General features: G+C 71.4%; 21 protein-coding genes and 1 pseudogene. 9 read left to right on the forward strand and 13 right to left on the reverse strand.

The window, feature by feature from the left end; all coding sequences use genetic code 11:
* Positions 1-952, forward strand: a 952-nt coding sequence (locus AC51EU_RS04910) for a cytochrome P450 (RefSeq protein ID WP_496265391.1), incomplete at its 5' end; no start/stop codon positions are given.
* 660 nt (positions 953-1,612) lie between these two features.
* Here the strand turns inward: AC51EU_RS04910 and AC51EU_RS04915 are convergent.
* Complete coding sequence (locus tag AC51EU_RS04915) at positions 1,613-2,332, reverse strand: YqeB family protein (RefSeq protein WP_496265392.1); 720 nt, start codon at positions 2,330-2,332, stop codon at positions 1,613-1,615.
* A 101-nt stretch (positions 2,333-2,433) separates the two neighbouring features.
* Here AC51EU_RS04915 and AC51EU_RS04920 point away from each other — a divergent pair, with 101 nt between their 5' ends.
* The gene (locus AC51EU_RS04920; protein ID WP_496265393.1) at positions 2,434-3,063 is read left to right on the forward strand and encodes a TetR/AcrR family transcriptional regulator; all 630 of its coding nucleotides are present in this window, start codon (positions 2,434-2,436) and stop codon (positions 3,061-3,063) included.
* A 1,061-nt stretch (positions 3,064-4,124) separates the two neighbouring features.
* A complete protein-coding gene (locus tag AC51EU_RS04925; protein ID WP_496265394.1) occupies positions 4,125-5,498 on the forward strand; it encodes a cytochrome P450 in 1,374 nt (457 codons plus the stop codon).
* Between the two features lie 245 nt (positions 5,499-5,743).
* On the opposite strand, the gene AC51EU_RS04930 is transcribed toward AC51EU_RS04925, so the two are convergent.
* The 4 genes from AC51EU_RS04930 to AC51EU_RS04945 all read right to left on the reverse strand — a co-directional run bounded on the left by AC51EU_RS04930 (position 5,744) and on the right by AC51EU_RS04945 (position 10,718).
* Complete coding sequence (locus AC51EU_RS04930; protein WP_496265395.1) at positions 5,744-7,030, reverse strand: alpha/beta hydrolase family protein; 1,287 nt, start codon at positions 7,028-7,030, stop codon at positions 5,744-5,746.
* Positions 7,031-7,313: 283 nt separating this feature from the next.
* The gene (locus tag AC51EU_RS04935; RefSeq protein WP_496265396.1) at positions 7,314-8,051 is read right to left on the reverse strand and encodes an SAM-dependent methyltransferase; all 738 of its coding nucleotides are present in this window, start codon (positions 8,049-8,051) and stop codon (positions 7,314-7,316) included.
* Positions 8,052-8,418: 367 nt separating this feature from the next.
* On the reverse strand, positions 8,419-8,847 hold the full coding sequence (locus AC51EU_RS04940; RefSeq protein ID WP_496265397.1) for a hypothetical protein: 429 nt from the start codon (positions 8,845-8,847) through the stop codon (positions 8,419-8,421).
* Between the two features lie 353 nt (positions 8,848-9,200).
* A complete protein-coding gene (locus AC51EU_RS04945; protein WP_496265398.1) occupies positions 9,201-10,718 on the reverse strand; it encodes an FAD-dependent monooxygenase in 1,518 nt (505 codons plus the stop codon).
* A 50-nt stretch (positions 10,719-10,768) separates the two neighbouring features.
* On the opposite strand from AC51EU_RS04945, the gene AC51EU_RS04950 reads away from it, so the two are divergent.
* Entirely contained in the window at positions 10,769-11,413 is a 645-nt protein-coding gene (locus AC51EU_RS04950) for a TetR/AcrR family transcriptional regulator C-terminal domain-containing protein (RefSeq protein ID WP_496265399.1), read from the forward strand.
* 23 nt (positions 11,414-11,436) lie between these two features.
* On the opposite strand, the gene AC51EU_RS04955 is transcribed toward AC51EU_RS04950, so the two are convergent.
* Positions 11,437-11,673: a hypothetical protein gene (locus AC51EU_RS04955; RefSeq protein WP_496265400.1), complete on the reverse strand. Its 237-nt coding sequence runs from the start codon at positions 11,671-11,673 to the stop codon at positions 11,437-11,439.
* Positions 11,674-11,693: 20 nt separating this feature from the next.
* Between AC51EU_RS04955 and AC51EU_RS04960 the strand changes: the two are divergent.
* Positions 11,694-11,930 (forward strand): annotated as a pseudogene (locus AC51EU_RS04960) (SAM-dependent methyltransferase); the annotation flags it as partial.
* Between the two features lie 122 nt (positions 11,931-12,052).
* On the opposite strand, the gene AC51EU_RS04965 reads toward AC51EU_RS04960, so the two are convergent.
* Both AC51EU_RS04965 and AC51EU_RS04970 read right to left on the reverse strand, forming a co-directional pair.
* Positions 12,053-14,299, reverse strand: a complete 2,247-nt coding sequence (locus AC51EU_RS04965; protein WP_496265401.1) for a family 2 encapsulin nanocompartment cargo protein terpene cyclase — start codon at positions 14,297-14,299, stop codon at positions 12,053-12,055.
* Positions 14,283-15,752 (reverse strand): family 2B encapsulin nanocompartment shell protein, encoded by a 1,470-nt coding sequence (locus AC51EU_RS04970; protein WP_496265402.1) that lies wholly within the window; start codon positions 15,750-15,752, stop codon positions 14,283-14,285. Before AC51EU_RS04970 ends, AC51EU_RS04965 begins: the two co-directional genes overlap by 17 nt.
* A gap of 467 nt (positions 15,753-16,219) precedes the next feature.
* On the opposite strand from AC51EU_RS04970, the gene AC51EU_RS04975 reads away from it, so the two are divergent.
* Positions 16,220-16,627, forward strand: coding sequence for a YunG family protein (locus AC51EU_RS04975; RefSeq protein WP_496265403.1), 408 nt, complete (start codon positions 16,220-16,222; stop codon positions 16,625-16,627).
* A 150-nt stretch (positions 16,628-16,777) separates the two neighbouring features.
* Here the strand turns inward: AC51EU_RS04975 and AC51EU_RS04980 are convergent, their stop codons facing one another.
* The 3 genes from AC51EU_RS04980 to AC51EU_RS04990 form a co-directional block, all read right to left on the reverse strand.
* On the reverse strand, positions 16,778-17,428 hold the full coding sequence (locus AC51EU_RS04980) for a ribonuclease FAU-1 family protein (protein ID WP_496265404.1): 651 nt from the start codon (positions 17,426-17,428) through the stop codon (positions 16,778-16,780).
* Between the two features lie 42 nt (positions 17,429-17,470).
* Entirely contained in the window at positions 17,471-18,334 is an 864-nt protein-coding gene (locus AC51EU_RS04985; protein WP_496265405.1) for a phosphotransferase enzyme family protein, read from the reverse strand.
* Between the two features lie 474 nt (positions 18,335-18,808).
* Positions 18,809-19,537 (reverse strand): MerR family transcriptional regulator, encoded by a 729-nt coding sequence (locus tag AC51EU_RS04990; RefSeq protein ID WP_496265406.1) that lies wholly within the window; start codon positions 19,535-19,537, stop codon positions 18,809-18,811.
* A gap of 178 nt (positions 19,538-19,715) precedes the next feature.
* Between AC51EU_RS04990 and AC51EU_RS04995 the strand changes: the two genes are divergently transcribed.
* Positions 19,716-20,189 (forward strand): DUF6194 family protein, encoded by a 474-nt coding sequence (locus AC51EU_RS04995; RefSeq protein ID WP_496265407.1) that lies wholly within the window; start codon positions 19,716-19,718, stop codon positions 20,187-20,189.
* A gap of 175 nt (positions 20,190-20,364) precedes the next feature.
* Positions 20,365-21,405 carry an extracellular catalytic domain type 1 short-chain-length polyhydroxyalkanoate depolymerase gene (locus AC51EU_RS05000; RefSeq protein ID WP_496265408.1) on the forward strand — a complete coding sequence of 347 codons (1,041 nt, stop codon included), beginning with the start codon at positions 20,365-20,367 and terminating at the stop codon, positions 21,403-21,405.
* 67 nt (positions 21,406-21,472) lie between these two features.
* On the opposite strand, the gene AC51EU_RS05005 is transcribed toward AC51EU_RS05000, so the two are convergent.
* Entirely contained in the window at positions 21,473-23,443 is a 1,971-nt protein-coding gene (locus AC51EU_RS05005; RefSeq protein ID WP_496265409.1) for an AfsR/SARP family transcriptional regulator, read from the reverse strand.
* A 56-nt stretch (positions 23,444-23,499) separates the two neighbouring features.
* The gene (locus AC51EU_RS05010; RefSeq protein ID WP_496265410.1) at positions 23,500-24,876 is read right to left on the reverse strand and encodes a salicylate synthase; all 1,377 of its coding nucleotides are present in this window, start codon (positions 24,874-24,876) and stop codon (positions 23,500-23,502) included.
* Positions 24,877-26,016: 1,140 nt separating this feature from the next.
* Between AC51EU_RS05010 and AC51EU_RS05015 the strand changes: the two genes are divergently transcribed.
* Positions 26,017-26,682 (forward strand): TetR/AcrR family transcriptional regulator, encoded by a 666-nt coding sequence (locus AC51EU_RS05015; protein ID WP_496265411.1) that lies wholly within the window; start codon positions 26,017-26,019, stop codon positions 26,680-26,682.
* The last annotated feature ends 12 nt before the right edge of the window (positions 26,683-26,694 follow it).

A 26,694-nucleotide genomic window follows, 5' to 3' on the forward strand; every position in this document is an offset into this window, starting at 1 on the left:
TCTTGCGGCCGCCGCGTTCACCCCGCCGCGCGTGGACGCGCTGCGGCCCCGGATCGCCGCCCTGGCGGCCGCCCTGGCGAAGGACATGGCCGGGCGGCTGGCCGCGGGAGAGACGGTCGACGTGGTGGAGAGCTTCGCCTTTCCGCTGCCGATCCTGGTGATCAGCGAGGTGCTGGGGGTGCCGGAGGCCGACCGCGGGAACCTGCGGGAGTGGACCTACCGGGTCGGCTCGCCCGCGAACGCGCTGCCCGAGGGCGCCGTCGACGAGGCATGGGTCCTGCTGCACGACTACGTCGCCGGGCTGATCGCCGAGAAGCGGCGGGCGCCGGGCGAGGACCTGTTCAGCGCGCTGGTCGACGACAGGGGCGAGGACGGCCTCGATGACAACGAGTTGCTCGCCATGGCATTCCTGCTGCTGTTCGCCGGCTACGAGACGACGATGAACCTGCTCGCCTCGGCCTGCCTGCGGCTGCTCACCCATCCGGGTGAACTCGCCGCCGCCCGACGCGGTCCGGGCGCGCGCTGGGCCGCGGTGGTGGAGGAGACCCTGCGCTACGACAGCCCGCTGGAGGGGGCGACCTGGCGGCGGACGCGCGAACCGGTGGATCTGGGCGGCGGGGCGAAGGTGCCGGCCGACGACTCGGTTCTGGTCGTGCTGGCTGCGGCGAACCGCGACCCGGCGTACTTCCCCGACCCCGACACGTTCCGGCCGGCGCGCTACCTCCCGGCGGCGGGCGGCGGGCGCGCGGCGCCGCACGCGGCCTTCGGACACGGGCCGCACTTCTGCGTCGGGGCCCGCCTGGCCCGGCTGGAGGCCACGCTCGCCCTTCCGATCCTGTTCGACGCGCTCGGCGGCGTACGTGTGGCCGTTGATGTGGAGCGGCTGCCGTACCGGCCGGGGTTGCTGGTCCGTGGGCCGCGGTGTCTTCCGGTGGCCGTACGTATGGAGTGAGGGCGCACGCGCAGGTTGTTGACGCCGCTGAGCCCGGGTTCACTGAGGGGTGAATTATGCCGGGTTGCCTGTTTGTAGGGGTGCGGTGGTCGGTGTCCTGGGTCCCCGCGTTGCTGCGGATGCCGTCCAGGGGCTGGCTCGCCGCGTGCTGGTGCGCCTCGGCGCGGAGGCGTTCGGCCGTGCCGGGCGAGACACCGGCCGCGGCGGTCTCTGCCGCTGAGCCGCAGCCTCCTCGGCGGCTGGAGGGTGGCCGGTTTCTCCCGGGCGCCGCTCGACGGCGGCAAGGCGTTCCCGTCCGGTCACGGGCGTGAACACCGGTGGCCGGGCCGCGTGGTCGGCATCGCCTTCGGGGCGGGTGTGCCGGTGTCTGGGGGGCAGGCGGCGGTCGGCTCGGGGTCGTGCGGGGCGCGGTCGGCAGCGGGCCGGGCTGCGGTCGGGCACGCTGCACCGAGCGGAGTCGGCCGGACTGGGCCGAGGCACGCCGAAGCCGGGCCGAACCGAGGCAGGGTCGAACCGGGCCGAGGCCGGGCGGGACCGAGACGGAGCGGGTGAGCCGTCCGGGACACCCAGGCCGTGCGGCGCATCCCAGCCACCACTCCCCCGCCGACCACACCGGACGACGCCGATTCACCTCCCCGCCAGGCCCCGCCCGCCCCGTCCTCACTCGCCGCCCGGCCCCGCCCCCCGGACGGCCCGCCAGTACTGGCGGCGCTTTTCGTCCCTGACGACGATGCCGAGGCGGCCCAGCTCCTCGCGCAGTTCGCGGGTCTCGTCGTCGGAGGGGCCCTTCTTCTCCAGGGACTTCTGGCGGGCCTTGAGGACGGCATCGGCGCCCTGGGGCAGGCCGGGGGTGCCGGGAACCCAGCGACGGAAGTCGCCTTGGTGCGGGTCGGCGTCGGCCCAGGTGTAGCCGTGTGCGGTGAAGGCGCCGGCCAGGCGGTCGGCGGCCAGGTCGCACTGATAGCGGGCCAGTTCGCCGCCGTCGCGACCGAGCAGGACCAGCTGCTTGCCGTCCAGGAACACCGCGGCGACGGCGTCGCGCGCGCATTCCTGCCGCTTCCCCTTGCGCGTAAGGGCGACGTGGTCGTCGGACAGACGGACGACCAGTTGTTCGTGCTGGGCGACGAGCCCGAAGGCCAGGCCCGCCACCGCTCCTGCGGCGGGCAGCACCGGCGCGGGCAGGGTCACGGCGAGTTCGGCCGGTCCCTTCATCGGCGCCCAGGGCAAGGTCACCATCCACTCCGCCAGGAGGGAGGCGAGTACGCCGACGCCCGCCCCCACCAGCACGAAAACGATGTAGACGCACACCGTGGCCCACACCGGCTCACCGAGCACCGTGGTACCGCCCCCGCCCGGCTGCCCGTCAAGCCTCTTGTCCATACGCATGTTTCCCCTCGTTTCTCCCGGTGCTCGTCAATAATAGACCGAGCGCTCGGTCTATTATTGACGAGCACCGGAAAGCCGACACAGAGGGAGCCACGATGAGAACAGTCGACCCGGCCGCGCACCGGGCACGGCGCCGGCACATCATCGACGCAGCGGCCCAGCTCTTCGCCGCCAAAGGCTTCGAGCGCACCACCACGGCGCAGATCTGCAAGGCCGCGGGCATCAGCACGGGCAATCTGTTCCACTACTTCCCGAACAAGCGCGCCCTCTTCCACGCCGTCTTCGAGGACGACGAACGCGAAGGCACCACCAAGGCCGAGCGCCTGGCGGCCGCCCGCACGGCCGACGACCCGTGGACCGCGCTCCTGGACACCGTGGACCTCCTCGCCTCCCCCGCCACCCAGCCGCTGGTCCCCGCCCTCGTCATGGAAGCGATGGTCCAGGCCTACCGCGACCCCGAACTGGAAGCACTCCTCAGCCGCGACAGCGCCGAGGAACGCTCCACCCTGACCACCGTGCTGCGCCACGCCGCCGCGACCGGCCAGATCGACCCCGCCCTGGACCCGGAGGAAACCGCGGCCTGGCTCATGGCCCTCATCGCCGCCCTCTACACGAGCGCCGCCACCGACCCGTCCTTCGACCCGGCCACCCAACTCCCCACCCTTCACCTGATCCTCCACCGTTACCTGCGCCCCCACATGGCCGCCCCGGAAGCGCAGCGGTGAACCGGAGCCGCAATCCCGTACGCCGGGACACGCCCGCCGCAGGCGCCCCGGCGCTGCACACACGCCACGACCCGCCCTATTCCTCCACCGTCCGCGCCCTCGGCACCCCGAGACCTACCGGGTGAGGGAACGGCGGGTCGAGGCGACGCGTCCTCCCCCGCGCGCACCGCTCCTCCCGGGGCACGGGTAGAGGCCACCGCGCCGTCCGACCTGTTCGGCCTCCCCTCGACCACCACCGTGCGGCGGTCCTGCCTGCGGCCGGCATCGGCATCCCCCGTCCTCGGCCGCCTCAAAACCCCGTCCGCCACCGGCGACACTGCCCCGACCACCACGCCCTCACCTGCCAGGCCATCCCCGCGACGGACATCGCCCTCGACGCCGACGTGTTCCGCGGCACCGGGGGGCAGGCAGGGACTGCGGGACAGGCCGCCGATCGTGCCCATGACCAGCCGGTGGCCGTGAGCCGCTCCTGGCACACCGGGCGGATCACCAGGCCGTCGGCCCCTTCCGGCACGGCACGCAACACAGGTGACGACGCCTCACTCAGCACAACAGCAACCAGGCATCCGGGCCACCACCGCTCATCGCCCGCAGCCAGCGTCCGCGACCGGCCCCCTTCCTCGCGACACCACGGCCCCCGACTGGCCCCGCTTCACCCTCACCCACCGCGGAACGAAGCACCGTCCCCACGCCAGACACACACCCCCACCACCAGGCAGACGCAACGACAATGCCGCCCCACCCCCGACGCCACAGCCCCCACCGACCTACCGACCCGTAGTAGCTCATTTTCCGCCATATGCACTGCACGGCCGCAAGGTTGAGACATACCTCTCCCCCGGACCCGCCACACCCGGCAACAACACCCCCACCAAGACAAAAAGCCGCACTGACCTGCAATGACACGCCATCATGAGACGGCGGAGCGGCCCGCTTGAGCACTGTCACAGAGGATGGAAAAGACATCCGATCTTTCTTTCCGGCCCCAGGTGGGCAGACTGAATCAAGCCCGTACATGACGCGGTGCGCCGATGCGTGCCGTGCACGACCGAAGGAACCCTGTGTCCGTAGCCGCCCCCCAGCAGACCGGAACCCCGCCGATACCCGAGGCCCCCGGCGCGATCCCCCTCCTCGGACACGCCCTGGCCCTGTACCGCGACCCGTTCGGCTTCCTGCTCTCCTTGCGCGAGCACGCCGACGAGCGGGGACTGGTCCGTATCCGGCTGGGGCGGATGCCCGTCTACGTGGCCACCACGCACGAACGGCTGCACGACGTCCTGGTACGGGAGGGCCGGCACTTCGAGAAGGGCCGGTTCTTCCAGCGGCTCAAGCGCCTGGCCGGTGAAGGGCTGTCGACCGCGGACGGAGAACTGCACCGCAAGCACCGCCGCCTGATCCAGCCGATGTTCAGCAAGGAACGCATCGCCGGCTACTCCGAGATCATGAGCAGCAACGCGCGCGACCTCGCCCGTTCATGGCGCCCGGGACAGCAGATCGACCTCTACGAGGCCGCTGCCACCTACGCCATCGACAGCATCGCCATGAGCCTGTTCACCTCCGAGATCGGCAAACCGGCCGTGGAGACCATCCGCACCGAACTGCCCGTCCTGCTCGACATGCTCCTCAAACGCGCCGCCTCCCCCAAGGCCCTCGACCGGCTGCCCGTCCGCTACAACCGCCTCTTCGACCGCGCCTCGGCACGCCTGAGCGGCATCATCGACGAGGTCATCACCACCGCACGCGCCACCGGTCATATGCACGAACACGACGACCTGCTGGCCCAGCTGCTGCGCGAGAAGGACCTCGACGACACCCAGGTCCGCGACGAGGTCGCCACCTTGCTGTTCGCCGGCGCGGAGACCACCGCCTCCACCCTCGCCTGGGCCCTGCACTACCTCGCCGTCCACCCCGACGTCTGCGAACAGGTCGTCCAGGAAGTACGTGATGTCGCCGGCGAACGCCCCGTCACGATCAACGATGTCCCCCGTCTGACCGCCATGCGACGCACCCTGGACGAGGTGATCCGCCTCCACGGCGTCACCTTCCTCATGCGCCGCAGCACCCACCCCGTCACCCTCGGCACCACCGCCCTCCCCGCCGGCACCGAAGTCGCCTTCAGCCTCTACGCCATCCACCGCGACCCCGCCCTCTTCGGCCCCGACGCCGACCGCTTCAACCCCGACCGCTGGCTCGACCCGAACATCAACACCCGCAACTTCACCCCCTTCGGCAGCGGCAACCGCAAATGCATCGGCGACCAGTTCGCCCTGGCCGAAGCCACCATCGCCGCAGCCGAAATCCTGCGCACCTGGCACCTCACCCCCACCCCCGGCCACACCCCCCGCCAAGTCGTCTCCGCCGTCGCCCGCCCCGACCACATCCCCATGACCCTCCACCCCCGCACACCCCACCCCACCAACGGCACCGTCGCCTGAACCACCACAGCACCCGCCACCACGCCGCCCCCGGCAGGAGGGGGACGAGCGCGGGGGCGGGTGCGGAGGCATGCGCGGGGCCTCGATGTTCGTCGTCAAGCCGCGCTGGTCATGCGACAACTGCTTCGGGGACGCGTGTTTCGTAGAAGGTGCCATGACGAAGGGGCCAAGAGCACTCTGGTGTGGGAGCCCATACGCCGGACTCCGCCCGCACGGCACCCCATCAGCGGTCCGTACAACCGCGCCTACTTCCCGGACACGAAGGACGACGTAACAACTCCCTCCGGTTCACCCGGAAAGGGACGTTCACCGGTCAGATAAGGCTCCCGTGCGGTCTTCCCCTGTAGGAACCGTTCGAAGAAAGCCGTCACCCGGTGGGTGGTGAGCTGTCGTTGCCGCTGTTCCGTCAGTTGCGGGTCGTCGTGCTGCGGGGTGGTGCGGTCGGGGTACTGGGTGCGGCAGGTTCCTGGGCGGCTTCCCGGCCGGGCGTCGTCCCGGGCGGCCACCTGGCCGCCGGCGGGGGACCACTGGCGGTTGTACGAGCTGTGGTTGCCGCCGGTCAGTGCGTACTGGTAAAGGGGCGCGCGGGTGGCGGCGCGGTTCTGCTCCACGTAGTTTCCCGTGTTGACCTCGTCGCAGGTGCCCCACATGACGGCGAAGGGGGTACGGGTCACCGGGTCGCCGTCCCATGTGGCGGTGGGGGCGAGGGCGAAGGCGGCCTTGATGCCGATGCCGGCGGGCCAGGCGGAACGGTGGGCGTCGGAGATCTCCTGCATGACGCCGCCGCCTCCCATGGAGTGGCCGAGGAGACCGACCCGGTTCAGGTCGAGGCGGTCGCGGAAGTCGGTCGTCACGGGGGCGCCGGTGCGCGCATCGGTGAGAGCCGTGCGCAGGGGCCCGTTCCCCTTGTCGGTCAGTCGCTGCCAGAGCCGCAGATGCCGCTCGATGAGGAAGGCCCGCGCGTGGTAGACGGTGGGGGCCTGTCCGGAGTCCGTCGCGTTGATGCCGTTGGTGCCGACCGAGACGACCACGAAGCCGCGGGCCGCCAGGGCGTGGCCGAGGTAGTCGTACCCCTCGCTGCTGGGGATCTGCGGGGTGCCCGGGGCGCAGGGCCAGGCCCAGAGTGCGTTGTCGGCCCGTTCGACGGCCGCTTCCTGGCGCGCGGCCTCGGCTTCGTCACCCCGCTCCCGTGCCTGGTCACGGGCTTTCTCCGCGGCGGCCCGGTCGGTCGCGGCCGCGGCGTCGGCGCAGGTCTCCCAGTGGCCGTGCTGCATGAGGACCACGGGATGGCGGCCCTTGCCGAGGTCGGCCGGGTAGTAGACGGTGGCGGCGAGTTCGCTGCTGCCCTCGTAGCCGAGGGAGGCCGGGGGCCGGAATGCCTGGTCGCCGAGGTCGTAACGGGCTTCGCGTGTCGCGCCGGCGCGGCCCGACGAGGCGGGGGCTGCGTGCGCGGGCGTGGCGAGGACGGATACGGCGAGGGCGCAGCCGAGGGCCGTCAGGCGCAGGGATCGGCGGGTGGTGTGTCGCGTCATGGGTGACCTGTCGTAGGGGGCGGGATGTGCCCGGCGGTGGCGGAGAACCGGTCGCCGGGCGGGGCCGTCATCGCGCGGAGCGAGTCCCGGAGGCCTCTCCACAGCGTGAGACGTGCGACGGGTGCCCTGGTTGCCGAGCCGTTGCCAGCGAAAAGTCGACGTGCGAACTGATACGTATCACTTCGCACGTGCCGCGCCGACCGTCGTCCCGTCCCTGGCAGGAAGCTCACCGCCGCGCAACCGACCGCCGGCTCCGGTCAGCCCACCGCCAAGCGAATGACCGTCACTCCGGAGTCCGGCGCAGCACCAGGGAGACGAAGCCCCAGGTGTCCCGGTAGACGCGCAGCCATTCCGAGCGACGGGTGGCGGCCGTCGCAAGCACCTGCGCACTGTCCGGATCATCCGGATGGTCCAGAGCCCAAGAGGCCAACGTGCCCCAGCAGGCCCATTCGTAGTCGTCCAGTTCACGACGCGTACTGATATGCCCGTCGACGGGCGTCCACCCTTCCTCGACGACACGGTCCATGGTGGTCGCCAGGTCCATGAAGTCCCCGAGCATCTCGACGGCCTCCGGGGAAGGGGCGCGGTCCCAGAACCCGTCACCGACCAGGACACGACCGCCCGGAGCCAGGTGCTCGCGTGCCGCCGCGAGGGTGGGGAGCAGTCCGCCGAAGGCATGCGTGGCCCCTACGCTGATCACCAGGTCGAACGGCCGCGAGGAGGCGAAGTCCCCGGCCTCCTGGTGGTGGAGGACAAGACGCTCATGAACACCACGGTCACGCGCTGCCCGGCGTGCCTGTGCCAGGGTTTCCCCGGAGATGTCCACCCCCTCGGCACGCAGGTCCGGCCGCATGGCCAGGGCGCGCAGGAGCCACTCACCACCACCGCACCCGAGGTCGAGTACGCGCCCGCTACCGGGCGGGAGTCCACGCTCCAGCAGCCGACGCACGGAATCGTCGTCGACCGGAGCCTTCACCGGGTGTTCGGCATGCGCGATCCTGGAGATCTCTTCACGATTCACCGGCGCAGCGTGTCAGCCACGGGACTCCCACGCATCCCGTTTTCCTCCGGGGACTGGATCACCGCACGCAGGGGAAAGGGAGTGGCCGCGCTCCCTCGTCCTGGCGAACATCGGTCTCGTTCCGGCCCTCTCCCACCAGGATGTTCGTCATCAAACGACGTGACAATGCGGCACAGCGCGTTTCCGGGGCTCCGCGCTGCCCGCAGCACGAACCGGCCCCGCTCAGCGGCAAGAGACATTCAGGTGACGCCTCTGGCAGGTGCCGGGGAACAGCGGACTACTGCGTCGTCGCGTTTCACGAAGGGCAGCAAGTCCGTACCTCGATCTCCGAACCACGGGATCGGGCCGAGCCCGAGGCCACGGTTTCCTACTCCTCCTCTCGCAGGACGAGTTCGAAGTCGTCCTCGCTGTCCTCGTCCCACTGAAGGGTCAGGGAAAGCTTCTCCCGCACTCCCTCGAAGCGGACGTCGACCGATACGCGTTCGCTCGCCTCGCTGAAGTCCGCGGTCATCGGTTTCTGCGCGGGACCGTGCCATCTCTTCACCCACTCGCGTGCGGGCTCCTGCGCGTCGTCCTCCACCGCGAGTTCGGCGAGTCCGTCCGGGTCGCGGGACTGGATGCGGGCCAGCACGTGCTCCAGCGCGGAGAGTGTTCCTGGGGTCGGCATGCCGGTGACGCTGAGTTGAAGGCCGGTGATGCCGTCCTTGGCCCGCTGGGGTGTCTTGTCGGTGGGGTCGCATGCGCCGAGCAGCGCCACCGCCATCAGGGCGCACACCACCGTTCCTGCTTTTCTCAAGTACGTCCCCCTGTGCGGATGGTGCTCACGAGATCAATGCCGGTGGCGGTTCGATCGTCGGCAATTCCGGTAAAGCTATCGACGGGTTTCCCGGTCGAAGCGGGCCGAAAGTCCTGAACCGGACGGGAAGAAATACCCGAATACCGCCGCCCGACAGTCGTACACACCTCGGCAGCAGCCACAGGACGAGCCCTGCCCGGCGGGGTGCATCAGGGCCGGAGCCACGGCAAGGCCGGCGCAAGACGCGCGGGCGGGCGGCGACGTCCGTACCACCGCACGCGCCGCCGCCCCAGCCCCGCACGCCGGGCCCCACCATGCCCCGCTCCGAGACCCAAGCGTTCGAAAGCCGTCCCCTACACGCGGCTCACCTCACGCTCCCCGCCGTCCAACGCCGCGACCACCCGCTCCGCCTCGGCCCTCAGAACCCGTCCGGACTTCTCCTCCGAGGCCCACGCGACGTACCCGTCGGGCCTGATCAGCGCCGCGCTGACGGCCGACCATTCCGCCCGGGACTGCTCGTCCCCCGGCGCGCACCGGTAGCGGACGACGTGTTCGTCGGCGCCACGCAGGCGCAGGCCGGCCACGTCGAAGCCCCTTGCGCGAGCGAAGTCGATCAGTACGTAGCGGCCGTCTTCGCAAAGGGGGAAGAGGTGCTGTTCCCCGGAGAGTGCCAGGTTCGGTGCCCGGCGGCCGGCCAGTGGGTGTGACGAGCCCGGGACAGCGTACGAGACATGGAGGCCCGAGAGGCGTTCGGTGAGGGCGTCCCTGAATTCAGGGCGTTCCGCGATGAGTTTTCCGAGCAGGGAGCGCAGTGCCTGTCCTTGGCTGGAGAAATTCATGAAGATCGCGGTTTGTGCCTGGGTGTGTTCGATCGTGTCCACGCCGACCGGGTGGCGTTCCGCGTGGTAGGTGTCGAGGAGTCCTTCCGGCGCCCATCCGCGGACCGTCGCGGCGAGCTTCCAGCCCAGGTTCATCGCGTCCTGGACGCCGACGTTCAGGCCCACGCCGCCGGCCGGCATGTGCTGGTGGGCCGCGTCCCCGGCGAGGAGTACGCGTCCCTTGCGGTAGTTCCGGGCCACCCGGCTGGTGTTTCCGTAGCGGGACAGCCAGGACGGGTCCCGCATTCCGTGATCGGTGCCCAGTACGCGCGTGACCCGTTCGCGGAGTTCGTCGAGGGTGAGTTCGCCCGGCCAGTCGGTGCGGACGTCCTCGGGCGAGTGCACCGCGATCCGGTACCGGCCGTCGGGCAGCGGCACGCACATGAGGGTGCCGTCCAGCCCCCAACGGCTCGTCACGGGGCCCTGCGGCGGATCGTCGAGGATCACGTCGCCGAGTGCGCCGAGCGTGGTGAACCGGTCCCCCTCGAACGCGATGCCGGCGCATTCGCGCACCGTGCTGCGTGTGCCGTCGCAGCCCACGAGGTAGGCGGCTTCCCGTTCGTACGGGCCGTCCGGTCCCTCGACCGATACACGGACCGTGTCGCCGTGTTCGGTGAACTCCGTGAGCCGGTGTCCGCGCCGTATGTCCGCGCCGAGGGCGAGGGCGCGTTGCTGGAGCAGGGCGGTCGTCCGGGCCTGGGGGATGGTGAGGGTGAACGGGAAATCGGTGGCCAGCGTCCGGAAGTCGAGGCGGTCGTCGAGGACGGCGAAGTGTCCGCTCGGGATGCGGCCGCCCTCGGCGAGGAGCGGCCGGTGGGCGCCCCGGAGGGCGAAGGTCTCGATCGTCCGGGGGTGAACGGTCAGGGCACGGGAGTGCGGGTCGATGGCGGGACTCTCGTCCAGCACCACGGTGTCCACTCCGGCCAGGCGGAGTTCGCATGCCAGCCACATGCCGGTGGGGCCGCCGCCCGCGATCACGACGTTGTTGTCCATACCCAGCCTCTCTATCAGTGACCAAGAACGCTTCCTTGTATACTTGGTCAATGAACAAGAGGCAAGGTGCTGCTCGCGTCCCGGCCGGAATCACGCTCTCCCGCGTGATCGACGCGGCGTTCGACGTCCTCGACAGGGGCGGCGGCGCCAAGCTCTCGACCCGGGCGATCGCGGCCGAAATCGGCGTCAGCATGAACACCGTCATGTGGCACATCCGCACCAAGGACCGGCTGCTCGAACTGATGGCGGACGCGGTCGTCGGCGAAGTCGCCCTGGACGACCTGCGCGGCGAATGGCACGAGCAGGCCGCCGAACTGCTCCAACGCCTGCGCCGGGCGATGCTCGGACACCGCGACGGCGCGCTGCTCGTCGCCGGAACCTTCCCCGCCGAGCCGCACACACTGGCGTTCGCCGACCGGCTGGTGACGGCGCTCCTCGACGGCTGCCCCACTCGACGGTCGGCGGCGTGGACGGCCTGGAGCCTGTTCTACTTCACGCTCGGCCTCGTACAGGAGGAGCAGGCCGCGCCCACCGCCTGGCACGACCGTCTGCGCGACATCACGTCCGCACAGCGTCTGCCGGGACTCGGCCTGGCCCTCGACGACTTCCTCTCCGGCGACTTCGACGAGCGCTTCGCCTTCGGGATCGGCCAGATCCTCCGGTCCGCCCCGACCTCACCGACGCCGGACGGCTGAGGCCCCGGGCGGCACCCGCCGGGTCAGCCGCGCCAGGGGCGTACGTACCCGTCCCGCAGCGGCCCGCCGAACAGCTCCAGCACCTCCCCGGCCGCGGCGGCCAGCGGACCGGGGTCGGCGTCTTCGGCCACGGCGCGGTGGCCGTCCAGCAGGGCCTTGCCGCGCACCGGGTCCGCGCGCAGCAGCCCGCGCGGCAGCCATCTGCCGATACCCGTCCAGGCGTGGTGGCGCGGCGACAATCCCTCGCCACCGTCGCCCACTCCCCGGCATCGTGGCCCGTATGCGACAAGAAGACCTCTGGGGCGCGGAGGCCACCCTGAGCTATGACACCCCCGGGACCGGGATGTTCGCGCCCGAGGTGCTGGAGCCGACCGTGGACCGTCTCGTCGGACTCGCCGGTGGCGGGCGGGTGCTGGAGTTCGCGATCGGGACCGGTCGGGTGGCGGTGCCGCTCGCGCGGCGGGGAGTGGCGGTCACGGGTATCGGACTGTCGCGGCCCCATGTGTCCGTCTACCGGCTCCCTCGGGGGGACGTTTCCGGACGGTAGCCACCGACAGGCCCGCCCGTCCGGCCTGGACCGGACGGGCGGGCCTGCGGCAGGGCCGTTCACGGCCGTACGGGTGCACTCCCCCGGTGGTGTCACCCCCGCCCGGTGAGCAGCGGGACCCGTGCGGCGGAGGTGCCCAGGCCGGTGGGGATGTCGAGGCGGCGTGGCCGGCCGGCGAGGAGGCCGCGGCGCAGGTCCTCCTCGCGGTAGCGATGGCAGCCCCGGTGCCAGGTCAGGATGCCCGACAGCCAGTTCTCCAGCTCGCGCACATAGCCGTCCAGGATGCGGCGGGCCTCCGGGGAAAGGCCGAAGTCGCCGTAGAGGACGGGGAGTTCGTGCTGCGCGACGTGCTGGAACTGGCGCATCCGGGAGGTCATCAGGTCGTGCACGACGGCGAGGGCGGTCGGGTAGTCGCAGTCGAAGAAGTTCTGGACGACCAGGACGCCGTTGTGGACCTCGCCCTCGTACTCGATCTCCTTCTGGTACGAGAAGACGTCGTTGAGGAGGCAGGCATAGTCGGCGGCGGCGTTCTCCAACGAGCGCATCGGGCCGCTGTGGTAGATCTCGGGCGGCACCTGCTGTCCGTGGGCGAGCCGGGACAGGCTCATGGTGAGGTCCGAGCCGAAGGTCATCCGGCGCATCTCGATGTAGTCGACGGGGTCGGGGACGCGGTTCTGCGCCTGGTTGGCCAGTTCCCACAGCCAGCTGGACGTCATGTCCTCGACCGCCTTACGGAAGGTGCGGCGGTCGCGCGGTGTCATCGGGCCGGCCGTACGGGTCCAGAGGTCGGCCAGGCCGCGTTCCAGGGCGTTGGCGGGTGCGGGCGGCGGGCTGCCGTCCACCGGCATGAAGGCCGCGAGCCGGTCGTTGGCCGCCCGTGCCCCTGCCAGGTCGCGGGTGCGGCCGAACACGACGGGGAAGTAGTCGTCCCCGTACGTCCCCCAGGTCAGCCAGCCGGAGGTGAGGTCGAGCTGGTCGGGTGAGGCGTCGGGGTGGATGCCCGCGGCGCACAGGGGGAAGTCGAAGCCGGCGAGCCTCTCCGCGTCCCAGATGTCCGAGCCGGGGATGCCGGGCTGGGCGTCGAGCATGCCCATCCGGTGTCCCCACTCGACCACGCGCGGGCGGGCGCCGTCCAGGTGCGGGCTGAGCCGGGTCGGGAACGGCATGGAGAAGTCCGGCAGCAGGGAGGGGCCGACCTTCCGGTGGGGAACGTGGGTGAGGCTCCGGAGCCGGCCGGCCTCGGCCCCCACGGTGGTCGTCACTCCGAGGTGCGCCGCCGCGGTGCCCAGGCCGCGCGGGAGGAGCGAGAACCCGGGCAGTGCGGTCGTCCCCGGTCTGCCGCCGGTCGCGCCCTGGTTCATGTAGCGGCTGGAGCGCAGGTGCCACTCGTGGCCGCCGGACTGCCAGTCCTGGAGGCCCTTGACGTACGCGAGGACGTCCGCGCACCGGTCGGGGGGCAGGCCGGTCTCCGCGAAGAGCGGGGCCAGTTCGGTGACGACGGTGTTCTCGAACTGCTGGAGGCGGGAGGTCAGCAGGTCGTTGACGGCGTCGGCGGCCTCCTGGGTGCCGCAGCCGAGGAAGGTCTCCAGGACCAGCACGCCGTTGCTGTTCTCCCCCTCCTCCTCGACCTCGCGCTGGTACGAGAAGAGGTCGTTCCGCAGGTGGACGGCGTCGGAGAAGCTGTCCCGAAGTACCCGCATCGGGCGGGAGGCGGCGATCGGCGCGGGGACCTCGGCGCCGACCGCGTACTCGATGAGTCCCGCCGACCACGGGGCGCCGCCGACCTTGCGGCGCATCTCGATGTACTCGACGGGGTTGGGGATGCGGTGGGCGTTGATGTTGGACAGTTCCCACAGCGATTCGTTGAGGAGGTTCTCGGTGCTCTCCGCGAACCGGGTCCGCCAGTCCGCGGACATGTCCGGCACGGTCCGGGCCCACAGGTCGGCGAGTCCGGCCTCGACCGGGTTCGTCGGCTCGGGGACCGTCGCGGCCGGGTCGGCGGGCATGAACAGCGGCAGGCGGTCGAGGTACGCCTTGCCACCCTCACGGTCCTTGGCGTACTTGAAGACCTCCAGGAAGTGGTCGTCGAAGAAGAAGACCCAGACGTACCAGTCGGTCACCAGGGACAGGGCCGGGCCGGACGCGTCGGGGTGGGTGTAGGCGCACAGCAGGGCGTAGTCGTGGGCGTCGAGGTCGCGTTCCTCCCACACGCCCGAGCCTTCGAGCATGCCCATGTCGCGGGCCCACTGCTTGGAGTGCCGCCGCGCCTCCTCCACGTGGGGGTTGAGGCGGGCGGGATGCGGCATGTAGAAGTCCGGCAGTTCAAACGGTTGTGCCACCGGTGACCGGCCCCTTCTGGAAGTGAGCGTCCGGTTCGTCATCGTAGTGACCGATTTCGACGTCCTCCAGGACCCCGAGCGCGTCGGGGACGAGAACCGCCGCGGAGTAGTAGATGCTGACGAGGTACGACATGATCGCCTTGTCGCTGATGCCCATGAAGCGGACGTTGAGGCTGGGCTCGATCTCGTCGGGGATGCCCTTCTGGTGGAGGCCGACGACGCCCTGGTCCTCCTCGCCCGTCCGCATCGCGAGGATGGAGCTGGTGCCGGAGGGGCTGACGGGGATCTTGTTGCAGGGCAGCATCGGGATGCCGCGCCAGGCGGGCACCTGGTGTCCCTCCAGTTCCACGCCCTGCGGGTAGAGGCCGCGCCGGTTGCACTCCCGGCCGAAGGCGGCGATCACCTTCGGGTGGGCCAGCAGGTACCGGGTCTTGCGCCGCCGCGAGATCAGCTCGTCGAGGTCGTTGGGGGTGGGGGGTCCGCTGTGCGTACGGATGCGCTGCTTGAAGTCGGCGTTGTGCAGCAGCCCGAACTCACGGTTGTTGACCAGCTCGTGCTCCTGCCGCTCGCGCAGTGCCTCGACGGTGAGGCGCAGCTGCTGTTCGACCTGGTTCATGGGCTCGTTGTAGAGGTCGGCGACGCGTGTGTGCACGCGCAGGACGGTCTGGGCGACGCTCAGTTCGTACTCACGGGGGTTGAGTTCGTAGTCGACGAACGTGCCGGGCAGGACCGGCTCCCCCACATGGCCGGAGGCCAGGTCGATGGACGCCTCGCCCTGCTTGTTGCGCGACAGGAGGGAGGTGGACCGCAGGTCCTCCAGGTGGCTGCGCAGCCTCTCCGAACGACCCCGGACCTCCTCCAGCGCGTCCCGTGACAGGGTCAGCACGATGCAGGGGGTGACCGCCCGTACCGTGAAGTCCCAGTCGCCGGCCGGACCGGTCAGCAACTGCTCACCGACGTAGTCGCCGTCCGCGAGCACACCGAGCACGGCGGGGTCGCCGTACTTGCCGGTGCCCAGCTTGTTGCCCTTGCCGTGCGCGAAGAGAACGATCTCGTCGACCGGGCGGCCGAACTCCACGATCGTCTCCCCGGCGGCCACCTCCCGCTGTGTGAACCGGTCCGCCAGCGCGTTCAGCACGCTCGCGTCCTCGAAGGCGCGCAGCGGCGGCAGTTCCCGCAGCTCGGCCGGGATGACACGTACGTCGGCGCCGGTGGCGACGAACTCCACCCGGCCGTCACCGAGGGTGTGGGTGAGGCGGCGGTTGACCCGGTACGCGCCTCCGGAGACCTGCACCCAGGGGAGCACCCTCAGCAGCCAGCGCGAGGACACCCCCTGCATCTGCGGAACGGTCTTGGTCGTACTCGCGAGATTGCGCGCGGCGGCCGTGGCCAGGCTCAGCTGCGGCTGCCCGCCGTCGTGACCGGTGGGAGTCGGGTCGAACGGCATAGACATGACGGTGCCATCCCTTGTGAGAGCAGGAAAAAGAGCAGAACGGCAGCACGAACTGCCGGGGCGAAGCAGAATCGATCACCCGCGGTCGACGCTAACAGGAATGATTGCTTCCACAACAGCCGTTTGCTATACGGTAGTTAAAGATGCTAAAGGGGATTCCGAGGCTTGCTCGCCGGTGCCGTGGCGGGCTGCCTCACGCGCGGACAGTGGTCCTCCGCGGCCTCCTGGCGCGAGGGCGGACGGCGCCGTCGACCCGGCGCCCCGTCCGCGTGCGCGGCGGCTGCCGCGCCGGGGTTACCCCCTCCTCCCCCGACGAGGTGCGGACGTTCGAGGCGAGCCGTTGAGCGGACGGCCGGGGACGGGACGGCGGCCGTGTCCGCGTTCAACGGAGCGCGCTGACCAGCCGTTTCGCGCCCGCGTGGTCGATCGTCGGCGGCGATGTCAGTGGTGGGTGCGAAGCTGTCGGCATGACTCCTTGGAACCTGCTGGATCTCGACAAAGCCTTACGGTCCGCCTGGGCGGCGGACACCTGTTCCCCGGACGACCTCGACCGTGCCCCGTGGCAGCCGGACAATCCGGCCTGGGGGCACTGCGACATCACGGCACTGATCGTGCACGATCTCTTCGGCGGTGACCTCATGGTCGGTGAGGTCCATCTCGACGGTGAGCAGCACGGCTTCCACTGGTGGAACCGGTTGCCCAACGGCGCCGAACTCGACCTGACACGCGAGCAGTTCCGCCGCGGACAGAGCGTGACCGCCGCCCGCGTGGTGCAACGCCCGCCGGGCCCCACACGGTACCGCTGGCAGGAGTACCTCCTCCTGCGGGAACGCGTCACCGAACGGCTCGGCCATGTGCCCGGGCCGGCGATATGAGCGGGGCGGGCTCGGTGGTGGTCCCGGGCTCTTTTCCGTCCCGGTGGGAGGGGTGGTGCGGCGCGGCACGAGGGTGAGGTGAGGGATGGGCGCGAGGCCGTGGCCGGGGCGGCCTGGTCTCTTTCGCGTGGCCGTTTCCTCTTCCGGGGCCTACGGCAGCCGCGGTGTCGGCCAGGACGGGTCCCAGCGCCAGGACGTCCATGTCCCGGTGTCCGAGAAGGGTCCCTTTCGGGTTTCGAGCAGGGCGAGGGCCCGGGTGCGGGCGAGTTCCACGGCGCGGTGTTCGGGGTCGGAGATGATGCCGAGGCGTCTGGCGTGGGCGTACTCGTCCTCGTCCTTCCAGTGCCACCGGGTGAGGTCGGGATCGATGACGAGGTCGACGGTCAGGTCGAGGGTGTCGAATCCGGCCTCGGTACGGGCCGTGGGGTACTCGAAGTTGACGTACCAGTTCCGCAGTCGGTGTCCGCGGCTGCCGTCGGTGACGAAGAAGGCGTCGACGCTGAACCACTCCGTGGGCGGCTTCCACAGGAGCAGGGCCGTCTCCTGCCACTCGCCGGGGACGAGGTCCCACCGGCCGGCCGCCATCGCGTCGAGCGCCGCGGTGCGCATGCCGCGGTCTTCTCCGGCGCGGCGGGAGGTGGCGTACAGGGACGGCCATCGTGTCTCGGCGCCGGGGCGGCAGGCGGTCACCAGGGCCTCGTCGGTGTCGGCGACGACCCGCAGCGCCTGCTCGCTCCACACCCCGCCGTTCGGACGCACCTCGCGCCTGACGACCGTCTCCCCGATGTCGAAGTGCCGCATTCCGTACCTCCTCATGTCCGTGGCCGGGCGGCCGGTGAACGGTCACACGGTTTCCGCCGCCGTGGTGAGGCCCGCGTACGCCTCGGCGAGGCGTTCCTGGTTCTCCGCCTCGGACTCGGCACCCCGGACGATTCCCCGCTCCAGGCGGGAGGCGAAGTAGAGAGCGTGGCACATCCAGCGCAGTCCGATGAAGGTGCCGAGATGGTGCAGTTCGCCGCCGACCGCCGGGGTGATGTGCCGGTAGCCGTCCAGGAACGGCCGCAGTGATCGCGGGGACCAGCGGGTCATCACCGCGAAGCTCGTGAGGTCGTAGAGGACGGGTGCCTCCATGGTGGCGGACCAGTCGATGAGGCCGTCCTCTCCGGGGAGGTCGTCGCGCAGGCGGAAGGCCGCCGGCCAGGCGTCGCCGTGCACCACGCCGATGCGCAGGGTGCCCTGTGCGGCGATGTCGCGGGCCCGGTCGAGGGCGCGGGCTGCCGCGTCGCGGATGCCGGGTGCCATCGCAAGTTCCCGCAAGCAGGTTTCGGCCCACTCCCACGGCCAGGTGTGCTGCCCGCTCAATCCCTCGGTGTCGTCCCCGAGGGCCAGGTGGACCCGGGCCAGGGCCGCGCCCGCCCGCCTCATGTCGTTCTCCGACGAGACGGCGGGCGGCCGCCCGGGAACGTACTCCAGCAGCGCGAGCACTCCCTCGGAAAGGTCCACGGCCAGGCGTCCGTCCGTGGTGGGCACGGGCGCGCCGCTGGGGATTCCCCGCGCGTCGGCACGGGCGGCCACCCGCAGTCCGCCGCGGAACGCGTCGGCGTCCTCGGTGTCGGCGAGCTTGGCCACGTATGTACCGGCCCCGGAGCCGGGGGACGTACGGACCGTCCAGGTGGAGGAATTCCTGCCGCCCATGAGTCTCGTCACCGATGTCACGGGCCTGTCCCAGGGCGCAAGCGCTTTCTGCAACTGGTCGACATCCATTGCGGGACACCTCCTCGGGCCGGGACCGGTCGCCCGGTGTCGGCGGGCTCCGGACGCCCGCCGGCCGTCCGCTCGGCAAGGGCGTGGAAAGTTACCGTAAGTCCTTTCCTGCCGGCCGTCGGACAGGAGACGACGGCCTTCCCGCGCCGTGCCGTCCACGGCCGCGCGTCCGCCCGTGGGGGCCGTGAGCGTCAGGGAGGGCAATAGCGGCCGGTCAAGCACGAAAAGTGCGCATACAGCGTCAGCGTTCTCGCGCAGCGGGATGCTTCACCACTCCTCCAGACAAAGGGAGTTGTCCAGGTATGACACGGGGAAGCGCCTTATCCGGAACGTTTTCTCCGGCGTGGACCGCCCCGGAGTTCACCACCTGCGACAGCTGACGCGCGCGGCCCGGTCCCGTCGGCGGGGCGAGGTCCCTCACGCGCTCCCGGACGGGGCGGTCGTGAGGTACTGGTGCAGGTGGCCGGCGGCTTCGAGCAGGGCCGCCGCGCGTGTGGTGACGCTCGACCGGCGTTGGGCGACGGCGGCGCGGAGGGCGGCGCCGCCGCCCGTGCGGCGCAGGTCGTCGAGGACGGTCCGGATCTGCGGCAGCGGGTAGTGGCCGCGCCGCAGCATGGCGATCATCTGGGCGTCCCGGACGTCGGCCGGGCCGAAGCACCGGTAGCCGGTCCCGCGCTCCCGCCCCGGTGACAGCAGGCCGGCCGCCTCCCAGGTCCGCAGGGCGGAGGTGCGGACGCCGAGGCGGGCGGCGAGGTCCCCGATGCGCAGGCCGGTGCGGGGCCTCCCCGGTACCGGTGGTGTCCGGCGGGCGAGGGTTTCCAGGGCGTCGGTGGTCGCCTGGAGGGAACGCCGTTCCTCGTGCAGGGCGGCGTGGCAGGCGTCCACCAGGGCGAGCGCGCCCGGCACGTCTCCGGCGTGCACCGCGTGCATGATCTCTTGGGCGGCGCGTGGCCCGCACCCCTTCGTCAGCGCCCGGTAGGTGACCAGCGCGCGCAGATGCCGGTCGCCGAAGCGGCGGTAGCCGGACGCCGTGCGCGGTACGGGCGGCAGGATGCCGGCGTCCGCGTAGTTGCGTACCTGCTGGGTGGAGATCCCCGCCAGGCGTGCGAGATCGACGGGACGGTGTCCCACTCCCCGGTCACTCATCGATGTCCTTGTCCCGTGCCTGCCGTGCGATGTGAAGGTTAGCCGCTCTCTGTCCGGGCTGGGGGAGGGGATTCCGGGGAAAAGTCCCAAGAAGCACTTCAATGAAAAACTTGAAGGCATGGATGCGTTGCAGAACCAGCCCATGCACCCTTCTCCGTCCGAGAGGAGTCCCCGGGAGATGACAGAGGACGATCTCATCGCGTTCGTCGGCGGTCTGCCCGGCGTCGTCGTGGTGACGGCGGACGAGGAGAGCGGCGCGCCCGAGGTGTCCTGGGGCGACTCGTTCTTCTTCTACGACCCGGACGGCACGTCCCCGGCCGACCGCCGGATGCCGTTCGCCACTCTGGTCACCAAGGACTACGACGGTTTCGACACCGCTTCCCGTCTGCACCGCCCCGGTGTGTTCCGGCTGAACATCGCCGTCGGCCGGGAGGCGTTCGAGGACCTCCTCGGCCATCCGCCCGGCGCGCACGCGGACCGGCACCCGCCTCTCGACCACTCCGAGACCGACCGACTGCTCCCCCACCCGCTCCACGCCGCCCAGTCGTGGGTCTGCGTCCTCAACCCGGGCGAGGCCACCTCAGAACGGGCGCGCTCCCTGCTCGCCGGCGCCCACGCCCGCGCCGCCCGGCGGTACCGGCGGCGCGCGTGAACCGCTGAGGCGGCCGGTCGGCCACCCGCCGTGGGTGTTCCCCATGGCGCGGCCGGGACGGCTGTGGTGTCCCGCCCCATACCGCCGGCGCGTGGTACGCCCTACGGTGGCGGACCCGGGCCCGCTCCCGCCGTACCCGGCCGGGGCGGGCCCGTACGCCGTCGAGGGAGCCGCCATGCCGAGGTCGTGTCCCGTCCCCGTACCATCGCCGCGCACGTCGTCCGGCCCACCGTCGGGCCGGTGGCGGCGGCTGTTGTTCTGTCTGCCGGCCGTTGTCGTCCTGCTGCTCGGGGTGGGGCTGGTGGGGCCGGCGCAGGCCGCGTCCCCGCTGACGAAGGTCGCCTCGTTCGGCTCCAATCCGGGCGGGTTGAACATGTACGTCCACCGGCCGGCGTCGCTGCCCGCGCACCCGGCCGTCGTGATCGCGCTGCACGGGTGCTCCCAGAACGCGCAGACGTACGCCGATCACTCGGGTCTGGTCGAGCTCGCCGACCGGGACGGGTTCCTGCTGGTGTTCGCCGAGACGACCGCCTGGAACAACATCGGTACCTGCTTCAACTGGTTCCTGCCGGACGACAACCGCCGCGACCAGGGCGAGGCGGCCTCCGTCCGGCAGATGGCCGCGTACGCGGTCTCCGCCTACGGGGCCGACGCCCGGCGCGTCCACCTCACCGGTCTGTCCGCCGGAGGAGCCATGACCGCGGCGCTGCTCGCCGCGTATCCGGACGTCTTCGCCTCGGGGGCCGTCATCGCGGGCATCCCGTACGGATGCGCCGAGTCGGCGGGGCCGTTCGTGTGCATGAGCGCCGGGGCCGTTCTCTCCCCCGAGCAGTGGGCGCAGCGCGTCCGCGCCGCGCACCCGTCGTGGTCCGGGCCGTGGCCGCGTATCGCCGTCTGGTACGGCGAGCGGGACACCACGGTCACGCCGCGCAACGCGGACGCGCTGCGCGACCAGTGGACGGCGCTGCACGGCCTGCCGCAGAAACCGGACCGGACGTCCGTCATCGGGCCGGACGGCACCCGGCACGAGGAGTACCTCGCCGCGGACGGCACGGCCGCCGTCGAGGTGAACCGCGTCCCGGGCATCGGGCACGGCACGCCCGTCGACCCTGGTACCGGTCCCGAACAGTGCGGCACCGGCGGCCCGTACTTCCCCGGCTCGATCTGCTCCGCTCACTGGATCGTGAAGTTCTTCGGGCTGGGCAGCGGCGGGTAGCCGGACCGTTCGCCGGTACGGGGCGGGGAGGCGGGGCCTTGCCGGCCCCGCCTCCCGTGCCGTCCGCTCAGCCCGCGGCGGCGTGCTGTCTCCTCTCCTCCTCCACGGCGCCCGTGCGGCACGGCATGACGCCCCTCCCCTTTCCGAAGAGGCGCATCAGCGCCAGGTCGCGGTCGGTCCTGGATTCGCGCCGGGCGCACTCGGCCGCGTAGATCCCGACCAGGCCGTGGAAGCGGTAGTGGTGGTCGGCCGTCCTCTCCAGCAGATGGTTGTTGACGAGCAGGTCGAGGAGTTGGCGGGCCGTCGCGCGGCTCGTGCCGGCGAGGGCGGCGGCCTCGTGCACGGTGATCGGGCCGCCGGAGCGCAGTCCCAGGTAGCGGAACATCCGGGCGGTCTCCGCGGGCAGTGCCCGGTACGACGCCTCGAACACGGTGCGCAGGTTGGCGGCCGCGTCGCCCTCCACGGTGAGACGGTCCAGCAGCCGGCGTTCGTCGGCGTAGTGCTCGACCGCCGCGGTCGGCGCGACGTCGCGTGCCGCGCTCAGCCCTTCGACGGCGCTGCGCAGCGCCAGCGGCAGCCCACCGCAGATCCGTGCCAGGCGGATCATGGCCGCCTTCTCCCCCCGGAGCCGGTCCCCGCCGAGGTAGGCGAGCAGTTCCGCCGATTCGTCGTCGGACAGCGGGCCGACCCGGATGAGGTAGGCGCCGTCGCGGATCGCGAGGCCGGTGAGCCGCTGCCTGCTGGTGGCGAGGACGCATGCCGTGCCACGGGGGATCAGCGGGCGCAGTTGTTCGGCGCTGTGCGCGTCGTCGAGGACGACGAGGGTGCGCCGCCCGTGGAGCAGGCTGCGGTAGAGGCAGACCCGTCCGGCCGGGTCGGCGGGTATCCGTGCGTCGTCGACGCCGAGGCTGCGCAGGAGTTGGGCGAGTGCCTCGGCCGCGGTGAGGGGGGTGCCCTCCAGTCCCGTGCCGCAGAGGTCGACGAACAGCTGGCCGTCGGGGAAGCGGTCCCGGAGCCGGTGTGCCAGTTCCAGGGCGACGGCTGTCTTGCCCACGCCCGCCAGGCCGTCGATCACGGCCACCCGTGTGCTGGCGCTGTGCCGTGCCCCGTCGTCGGCGAGTACCTGTTCCAGCTGGGACAGTTCCGCGCTGCGTCCGACGAATCCCCGGGCCAGCGGCGGCAGTTGGGCGGGGCGCGGGGTGTCGGGCGGGGTGCCGTCCGTGAGGTCGCCGGAGGGGGCCGGGGGCCGGTCCTGGCCCGGGGTGGTGGCGCGTCCGGCCAGGATGTCCCGGTGCAGGTTGCGCAGTTCCGTGCCGGGTTCGATGCCCAGTTCCCGGTTGAGCAGCCGCCGGGTCTCGGTGTAGACGGCGAGGGCGTGGGCCTGCCGGTCGCAGCGGTACAGGGCGAGCATCAGCAGCCAGCGCAGCTTCTCCCGCAGGGGTTCCTCGGCGACCGCGGCGGAGAGGTCGGCGACGACTTCGCCGTGGCGTCCCGCCTCCAGCATGTCGGACGCCCATTCCTCGACGGCGGTCATCCTGAGGTCCTGGAGCCGGGTGCGTTCCATGGCGGCGAAGGGTCCGGGGACGCCCGCGAAGGCTTCGCCGTGCCAGAGCGCCAGGGCGTCCTCGTACCGTTCGAGGGCCCTTCGGTGGTCGAGGGCGGCGCGTGCCCTGCGGGCCTGGGTGTGGCTGTGCGTGAACCGCAGGGCGTCCACGGCGTCGGGGCTCACGCGCAGGCAGTAGCCGCCGCCGGCGGAGGCGAGGACGGAGCTGGTGCCCCGTCTGCTGCGGCCGGGCTCCAGCGCGCGGCGCAGCCCGGCGACGTAGGTGTGGACGCCGTTGGCGGCGGTCTGCGGGACGTCGCTCCCCCAGACGGCGTCGATGATGTGCTCGATCCCCACGACATCGCCGGCGCGGCTGGCCAGCAGGGCGAGGACGGCGCGTTGTTTCGGCGGGCCCAGGGGGACCTCCTTGCCGTCCCTCCAGGCTCTTATCGGCCCCAGTAACTGGACACGTAGGGGCTCCCCCGTCGTCAGCACGGTGCTGTTGCCTCCAGGAGTCGGTGGTCGGTGGTCATCGGCGCCGGTGCCCGGGGTCAGTGGTGCGATCCGGCGCGGACGGTCTCACGGGGTGTCGCGGTCCCGGTGTCCCCGGCGCGTGCCAGCAGGGACGTCGCCACCGACCTGAGCTTCTCCCGGGTCTCCTCGAGTTCGCGTTCGGGCCGGGACTGTTCGACGATCCCGGCACCGGCCCGCAGCCAGGTGCGGCCGTCCTGCGCGTAGACGCTGCGCAGGACCAGGGCGGCGTCCATGCTGCCGTCCTCGGCGACCTTGAGTACGGCGCCGGCGTACGGTCCGCGGCGGTTCTTCTCGTGCTCGCGGATGACGCGGTAGGCGGCGTGCTTGGGCACCCCGGAGGCGGTGACGGCGGGGAAGACGGCGGCGAACGCGTCCCAGGGGCTGGCCCCTTCCGGCATCCGCCCCGCGACCCTGGAGGCCAGGTGCTGGACGGAGCCGCGTTCCTTGACGGACATGTACTCCTCGACGACGACCGAGTCGGGTTTGCAGGGGCCGGCCAGTTCGTCGACGGCGAGCTTGACCGAGATGGCGTGTTCGTGGAGTTCCTTGGGGTCCGAGAGGAGGTCGTCGCGGAGGGCGCGGTTGCGGTCGGGGTCGGTCGTCAGGGCGCGGGTGCCGGCGAGGGGCTGGCTGGTGACCCGGCGGTCGGCGAAGACCTCGACGACGGTCTCGGGGCTGAAGCCGAAGCAGCGCAGTCCGCCCATGTCCAGGAGGAAGGACCTGGCCGGGTTGTTCTCGCGGCGGCCCCTGCGGTAGCTGGCGGGGAAGTCGATCTCGGTGGTGACGGGTATCTCGCGGGAGAGGATGGCCTTCTGGAGGGTTCCCGCGCGGATCTGCCCGACGAGCGAGGCCACGCCCAGGCGGTAGTCGTCGGCGCCGGTCTCCAGGTCGACGTGGACGGGCGCGGGTTCGGCCGGTGCGGCATCCGGTGTGTCCGCGAGGCGGGACAGGGCGTTCTCCACCGCGGTGAGCGCGGCGCCGTCCAGGCTGCGCAGGTCGATCCGGGTGCCGGTCAGCCGGAGTTCCGTCTCCGGGACCACGAGGTGGAGCAGTGTTCCCTCCTCGGCCGTCATTCCGGCGATGGCGTGGGAGAGTTCGAAGGCGCACCAGCCGTACGCGGTCCAGTCGGCGATGGGCAGGCCGGACAGGAACTTCTGCACCGCCGCGAGGGGGTCCCCGAACCAGGGTTCCTCGTGGGTCGTGCCGCGTGTGCGACATCGGATGTTCTCGGCGTCGACGACGACCTCCGCGGCGATGCCGCCGGCCATGGACCAGCCGTCCGGCCCCTCGTGGACCACTAAGGTGTCGAAGTGGCCGGAGGCGGCGAGGCCGACGGCGATGTCCAGCGGTTCGCGCGCTGTTTCCACCACGGCGGTGCGGTAATGAGCCTTCATTTCACTTCCTCCGATGGGAGGGCGACGCCGCGTCTGGCTGGGCAGGGGTGAGCCCGCCAACGACTATTCGCCCTGCGGGAAATTCATGACAGATCGAGCGGACCGCACAGGACGCACACGTGTGCGCGGAGGGGACGGCAGATCTTTCGGCCGGAAAATATGCCGTCCGCGCACACCGCGATGAGTGCAACGCACACCCTTCGACGCAAGGGCTGCACTCGTCGGGAAATAAGAATTCAGAAGGAAATCGGAACGGGCTTCCCTGCATATCGCAGAAGAAAACCCGGCCTCATACTCATGGCTGGACCGGCGACTTCGGTCCGAGGTAGCCGGATTTCGCCCCGGCCACTCCGGCGGCGCACGCCACAGAATTGGCTGATCGCATGGATCGCGATCGGCCGCAGTTCCCCATCGATACACGCCGACCAGACATCGCTACCTCGGTGTCGGAAACCAGCCACGCCGATGCGGATTAACGCATCGGCCGAACTAGTTGGCGAGTGTACCCAATCGGATTCAGCCGATCAACAGAGGTTGCAAAGGGCACCGGGATTACTCGCGGCCCCTCGAAGGCAGGTATCCGGTTAATTACACACCGGTTCCGGGGCGGCATTTTCCGGGCCCGGCACCGGGGTGGCGGAACGGGAAAGCGGCGGCAGGGGGCCGACGGGGGATGACAACCCCTGCCGCCGCGGCTGGTGACTCCGCGTCCGGAGCGGGCCGGGCAGGGCGCGGGCCGACGGGCGTCGCACGCCGCGCGGCCGGAGCGCCTGGCCGGCGCGGAGGCGCACGCCGGTCGCGCGCCCGCGCCGGGGGGACGGCGACCCGTCGGCGTCGGATCCGGCCGCCTGGGACATCCGCTCCTCCAGAGTTTTCGTACCCGTAAGTTGTACGCGTACAATAACCATAGCGGGAGGTTGATCGGTTGTCACCCCCGCACCGGTCCCGGCGCCGCGGAACAGGGCCCTGCCTGCCGGAACGGCCCTGCGGCCGGGCCGCGGTGAAACCGGCCGGGGACCGGGTGCGGCGGAGCCGGAACCCCTCGCGCGGCAACCGCGGATGCCGCGCCCCGGCACGACACCGCCCCGCTCCACGACGGGCCGCGGACGCCCTCGCCCACATGTGAAGGAAGATGGACGGATGCAGTCCCCAACGAAGCGCACTGGAAGAACCGGTCGTCCGCCCCGGCTGTCGCGGGAGGCGATCATCTCGGCCGCGCAGCGCCTGCTGGAGGCGGAAGGCGCCGGCGCCCTGTCGATGAGACGCCTGGCGAAGGAGCTCGGCAGCACGCCGATGGCGCTCTATCACCATGTGCGCGACAAGGATGAGCTGCTGCTGCTCCTGCTGGAGGAGCACGCCCGGAGCATCCCCCGCCCCGAACTGCCGAAGGACCCGCGCGAGCGGATGGTCGCCGCCGGCCGGTTGCTGCACGACGTGCTGGCCGGCTGTCCCTGGATCGTCGAGGTCCTCGCCTCGGACGACCTCATGGCCGTCTCCGCGCTGTGGATCGTCGAGGCGATCGTGGACGCGGCCGTCGACTGCGGCCTCACGCCCGAACAGGCCGTCGACGCGTACCGCGTCGTCTGGTACTACACCGTGGGCGAGTTGATGATCCGGGTGACGCGCGAGCGCCGGCGGGCCGAGAGCGACCAGCCCTCGCACCGTGACCAGACGTTCGCCGCCCTGCCCGCGGACGCCTACCCCCGGCTCGCCTCCCTCTCCGCCCGGTGGGCCGAGCTCACCGGCCGCGACACCCACCGTCAGGGCCTCGAAGCGGTGGTCGACGGGCTGATCGCCCGGGCCTGACCCGGCACGGAC

The organism is Candidatus Streptomyces philanthi (genome assembly GCF_059553635.1).

What these genes read in the sequence shown, in the direction of transcription:
- AC51EU_RS04995 (WP_496265407.1), top strand. Translation starts at nt 19,716, where the DNA reads ATGACAGAGGACGATCTCATCGCGTTCGTCGGCGGTCTGCCCGGCGTC.
- AC51EU_RS04920 (WP_496265393.1), top strand. Translation starts at nt 2,434, where the DNA reads ATGAGAACAGTCGACCCGGCCGCGCACCGGGCACGGCGCCGGCACATC.
- AC51EU_RS04945 (WP_496265398.1), bottom strand. Translation starts at nt 10,718, where the DNA reads ATGGACAACAACGTCGTGATCGCGGGCGGCGGCCCCACCGGCATGTGG.
- AC51EU_RS04950 (WP_496265399.1), top strand. Translation starts at nt 10,769, where the DNA reads ATGAACAAGAGGCAAGGTGCTGCTCGCGTCCCGGCCGGAATCACGCTC.
- AC51EU_RS04975 (WP_496265403.1), top strand. Translation starts at nt 16,220, where the DNA reads ATGACTCCTTGGAACCTGCTGGATCTCGACAAAGCCTTACGGTCCGCC.
- AC51EU_RS04980 (WP_496265404.1), bottom strand. Translation starts at nt 17,428, where the DNA reads ATGCGGCACTTCGACATCGGGGAGACGGTCGTCAGGCGCGAGGTGCGT.
- AC51EU_RS04930 (WP_496265395.1), bottom strand. Translation starts at nt 7,030, where the DNA reads ATGACGCGACACACCACCCGCCGATCCCTGCGCCTGACGGCCCTCGGC.
- AC51EU_RS05015 (WP_496265411.1), top strand. Translation starts at nt 26,017, where the DNA reads ATGCAGTCCCCAACGAAGCGCACTGGAAGAACCGGTCGTCCGCCCCGG.
- AC51EU_RS04990 (WP_496265406.1), bottom strand. Translation starts at nt 19,537, where the DNA reads ATGAGTGACCGGGGAGTGGGACACCGTCCCGTCGATCTCGCACGCCTG.
- AC51EU_RS04915 (WP_496265392.1), bottom strand. Translation starts at nt 2,332, where the DNA reads ATGGACAAGAGGCTTGACGGGCAGCCGGGCGGGGGCGGTACCACGGTG.
- AC51EU_RS05010 (WP_496265410.1), bottom strand. Translation starts at nt 24,876, where the DNA reads ATGAAGGCTCATTACCGCACCGCCGTGGTGGAAACAGCGCGCGAACCG.
- AC51EU_RS04970 (WP_496265402.1), bottom strand. Translation starts at nt 15,752, where the DNA reads ATGTCTATGCCGTTCGACCCGACTCCCACCGGTCACGACGGCGGGCAG.
- AC51EU_RS05000 (WP_496265408.1), top strand. Translation starts at nt 20,365, where the DNA reads ATGCCGAGGTCGTGTCCCGTCCCCGTACCATCGCCGCGCACGTCGTCC.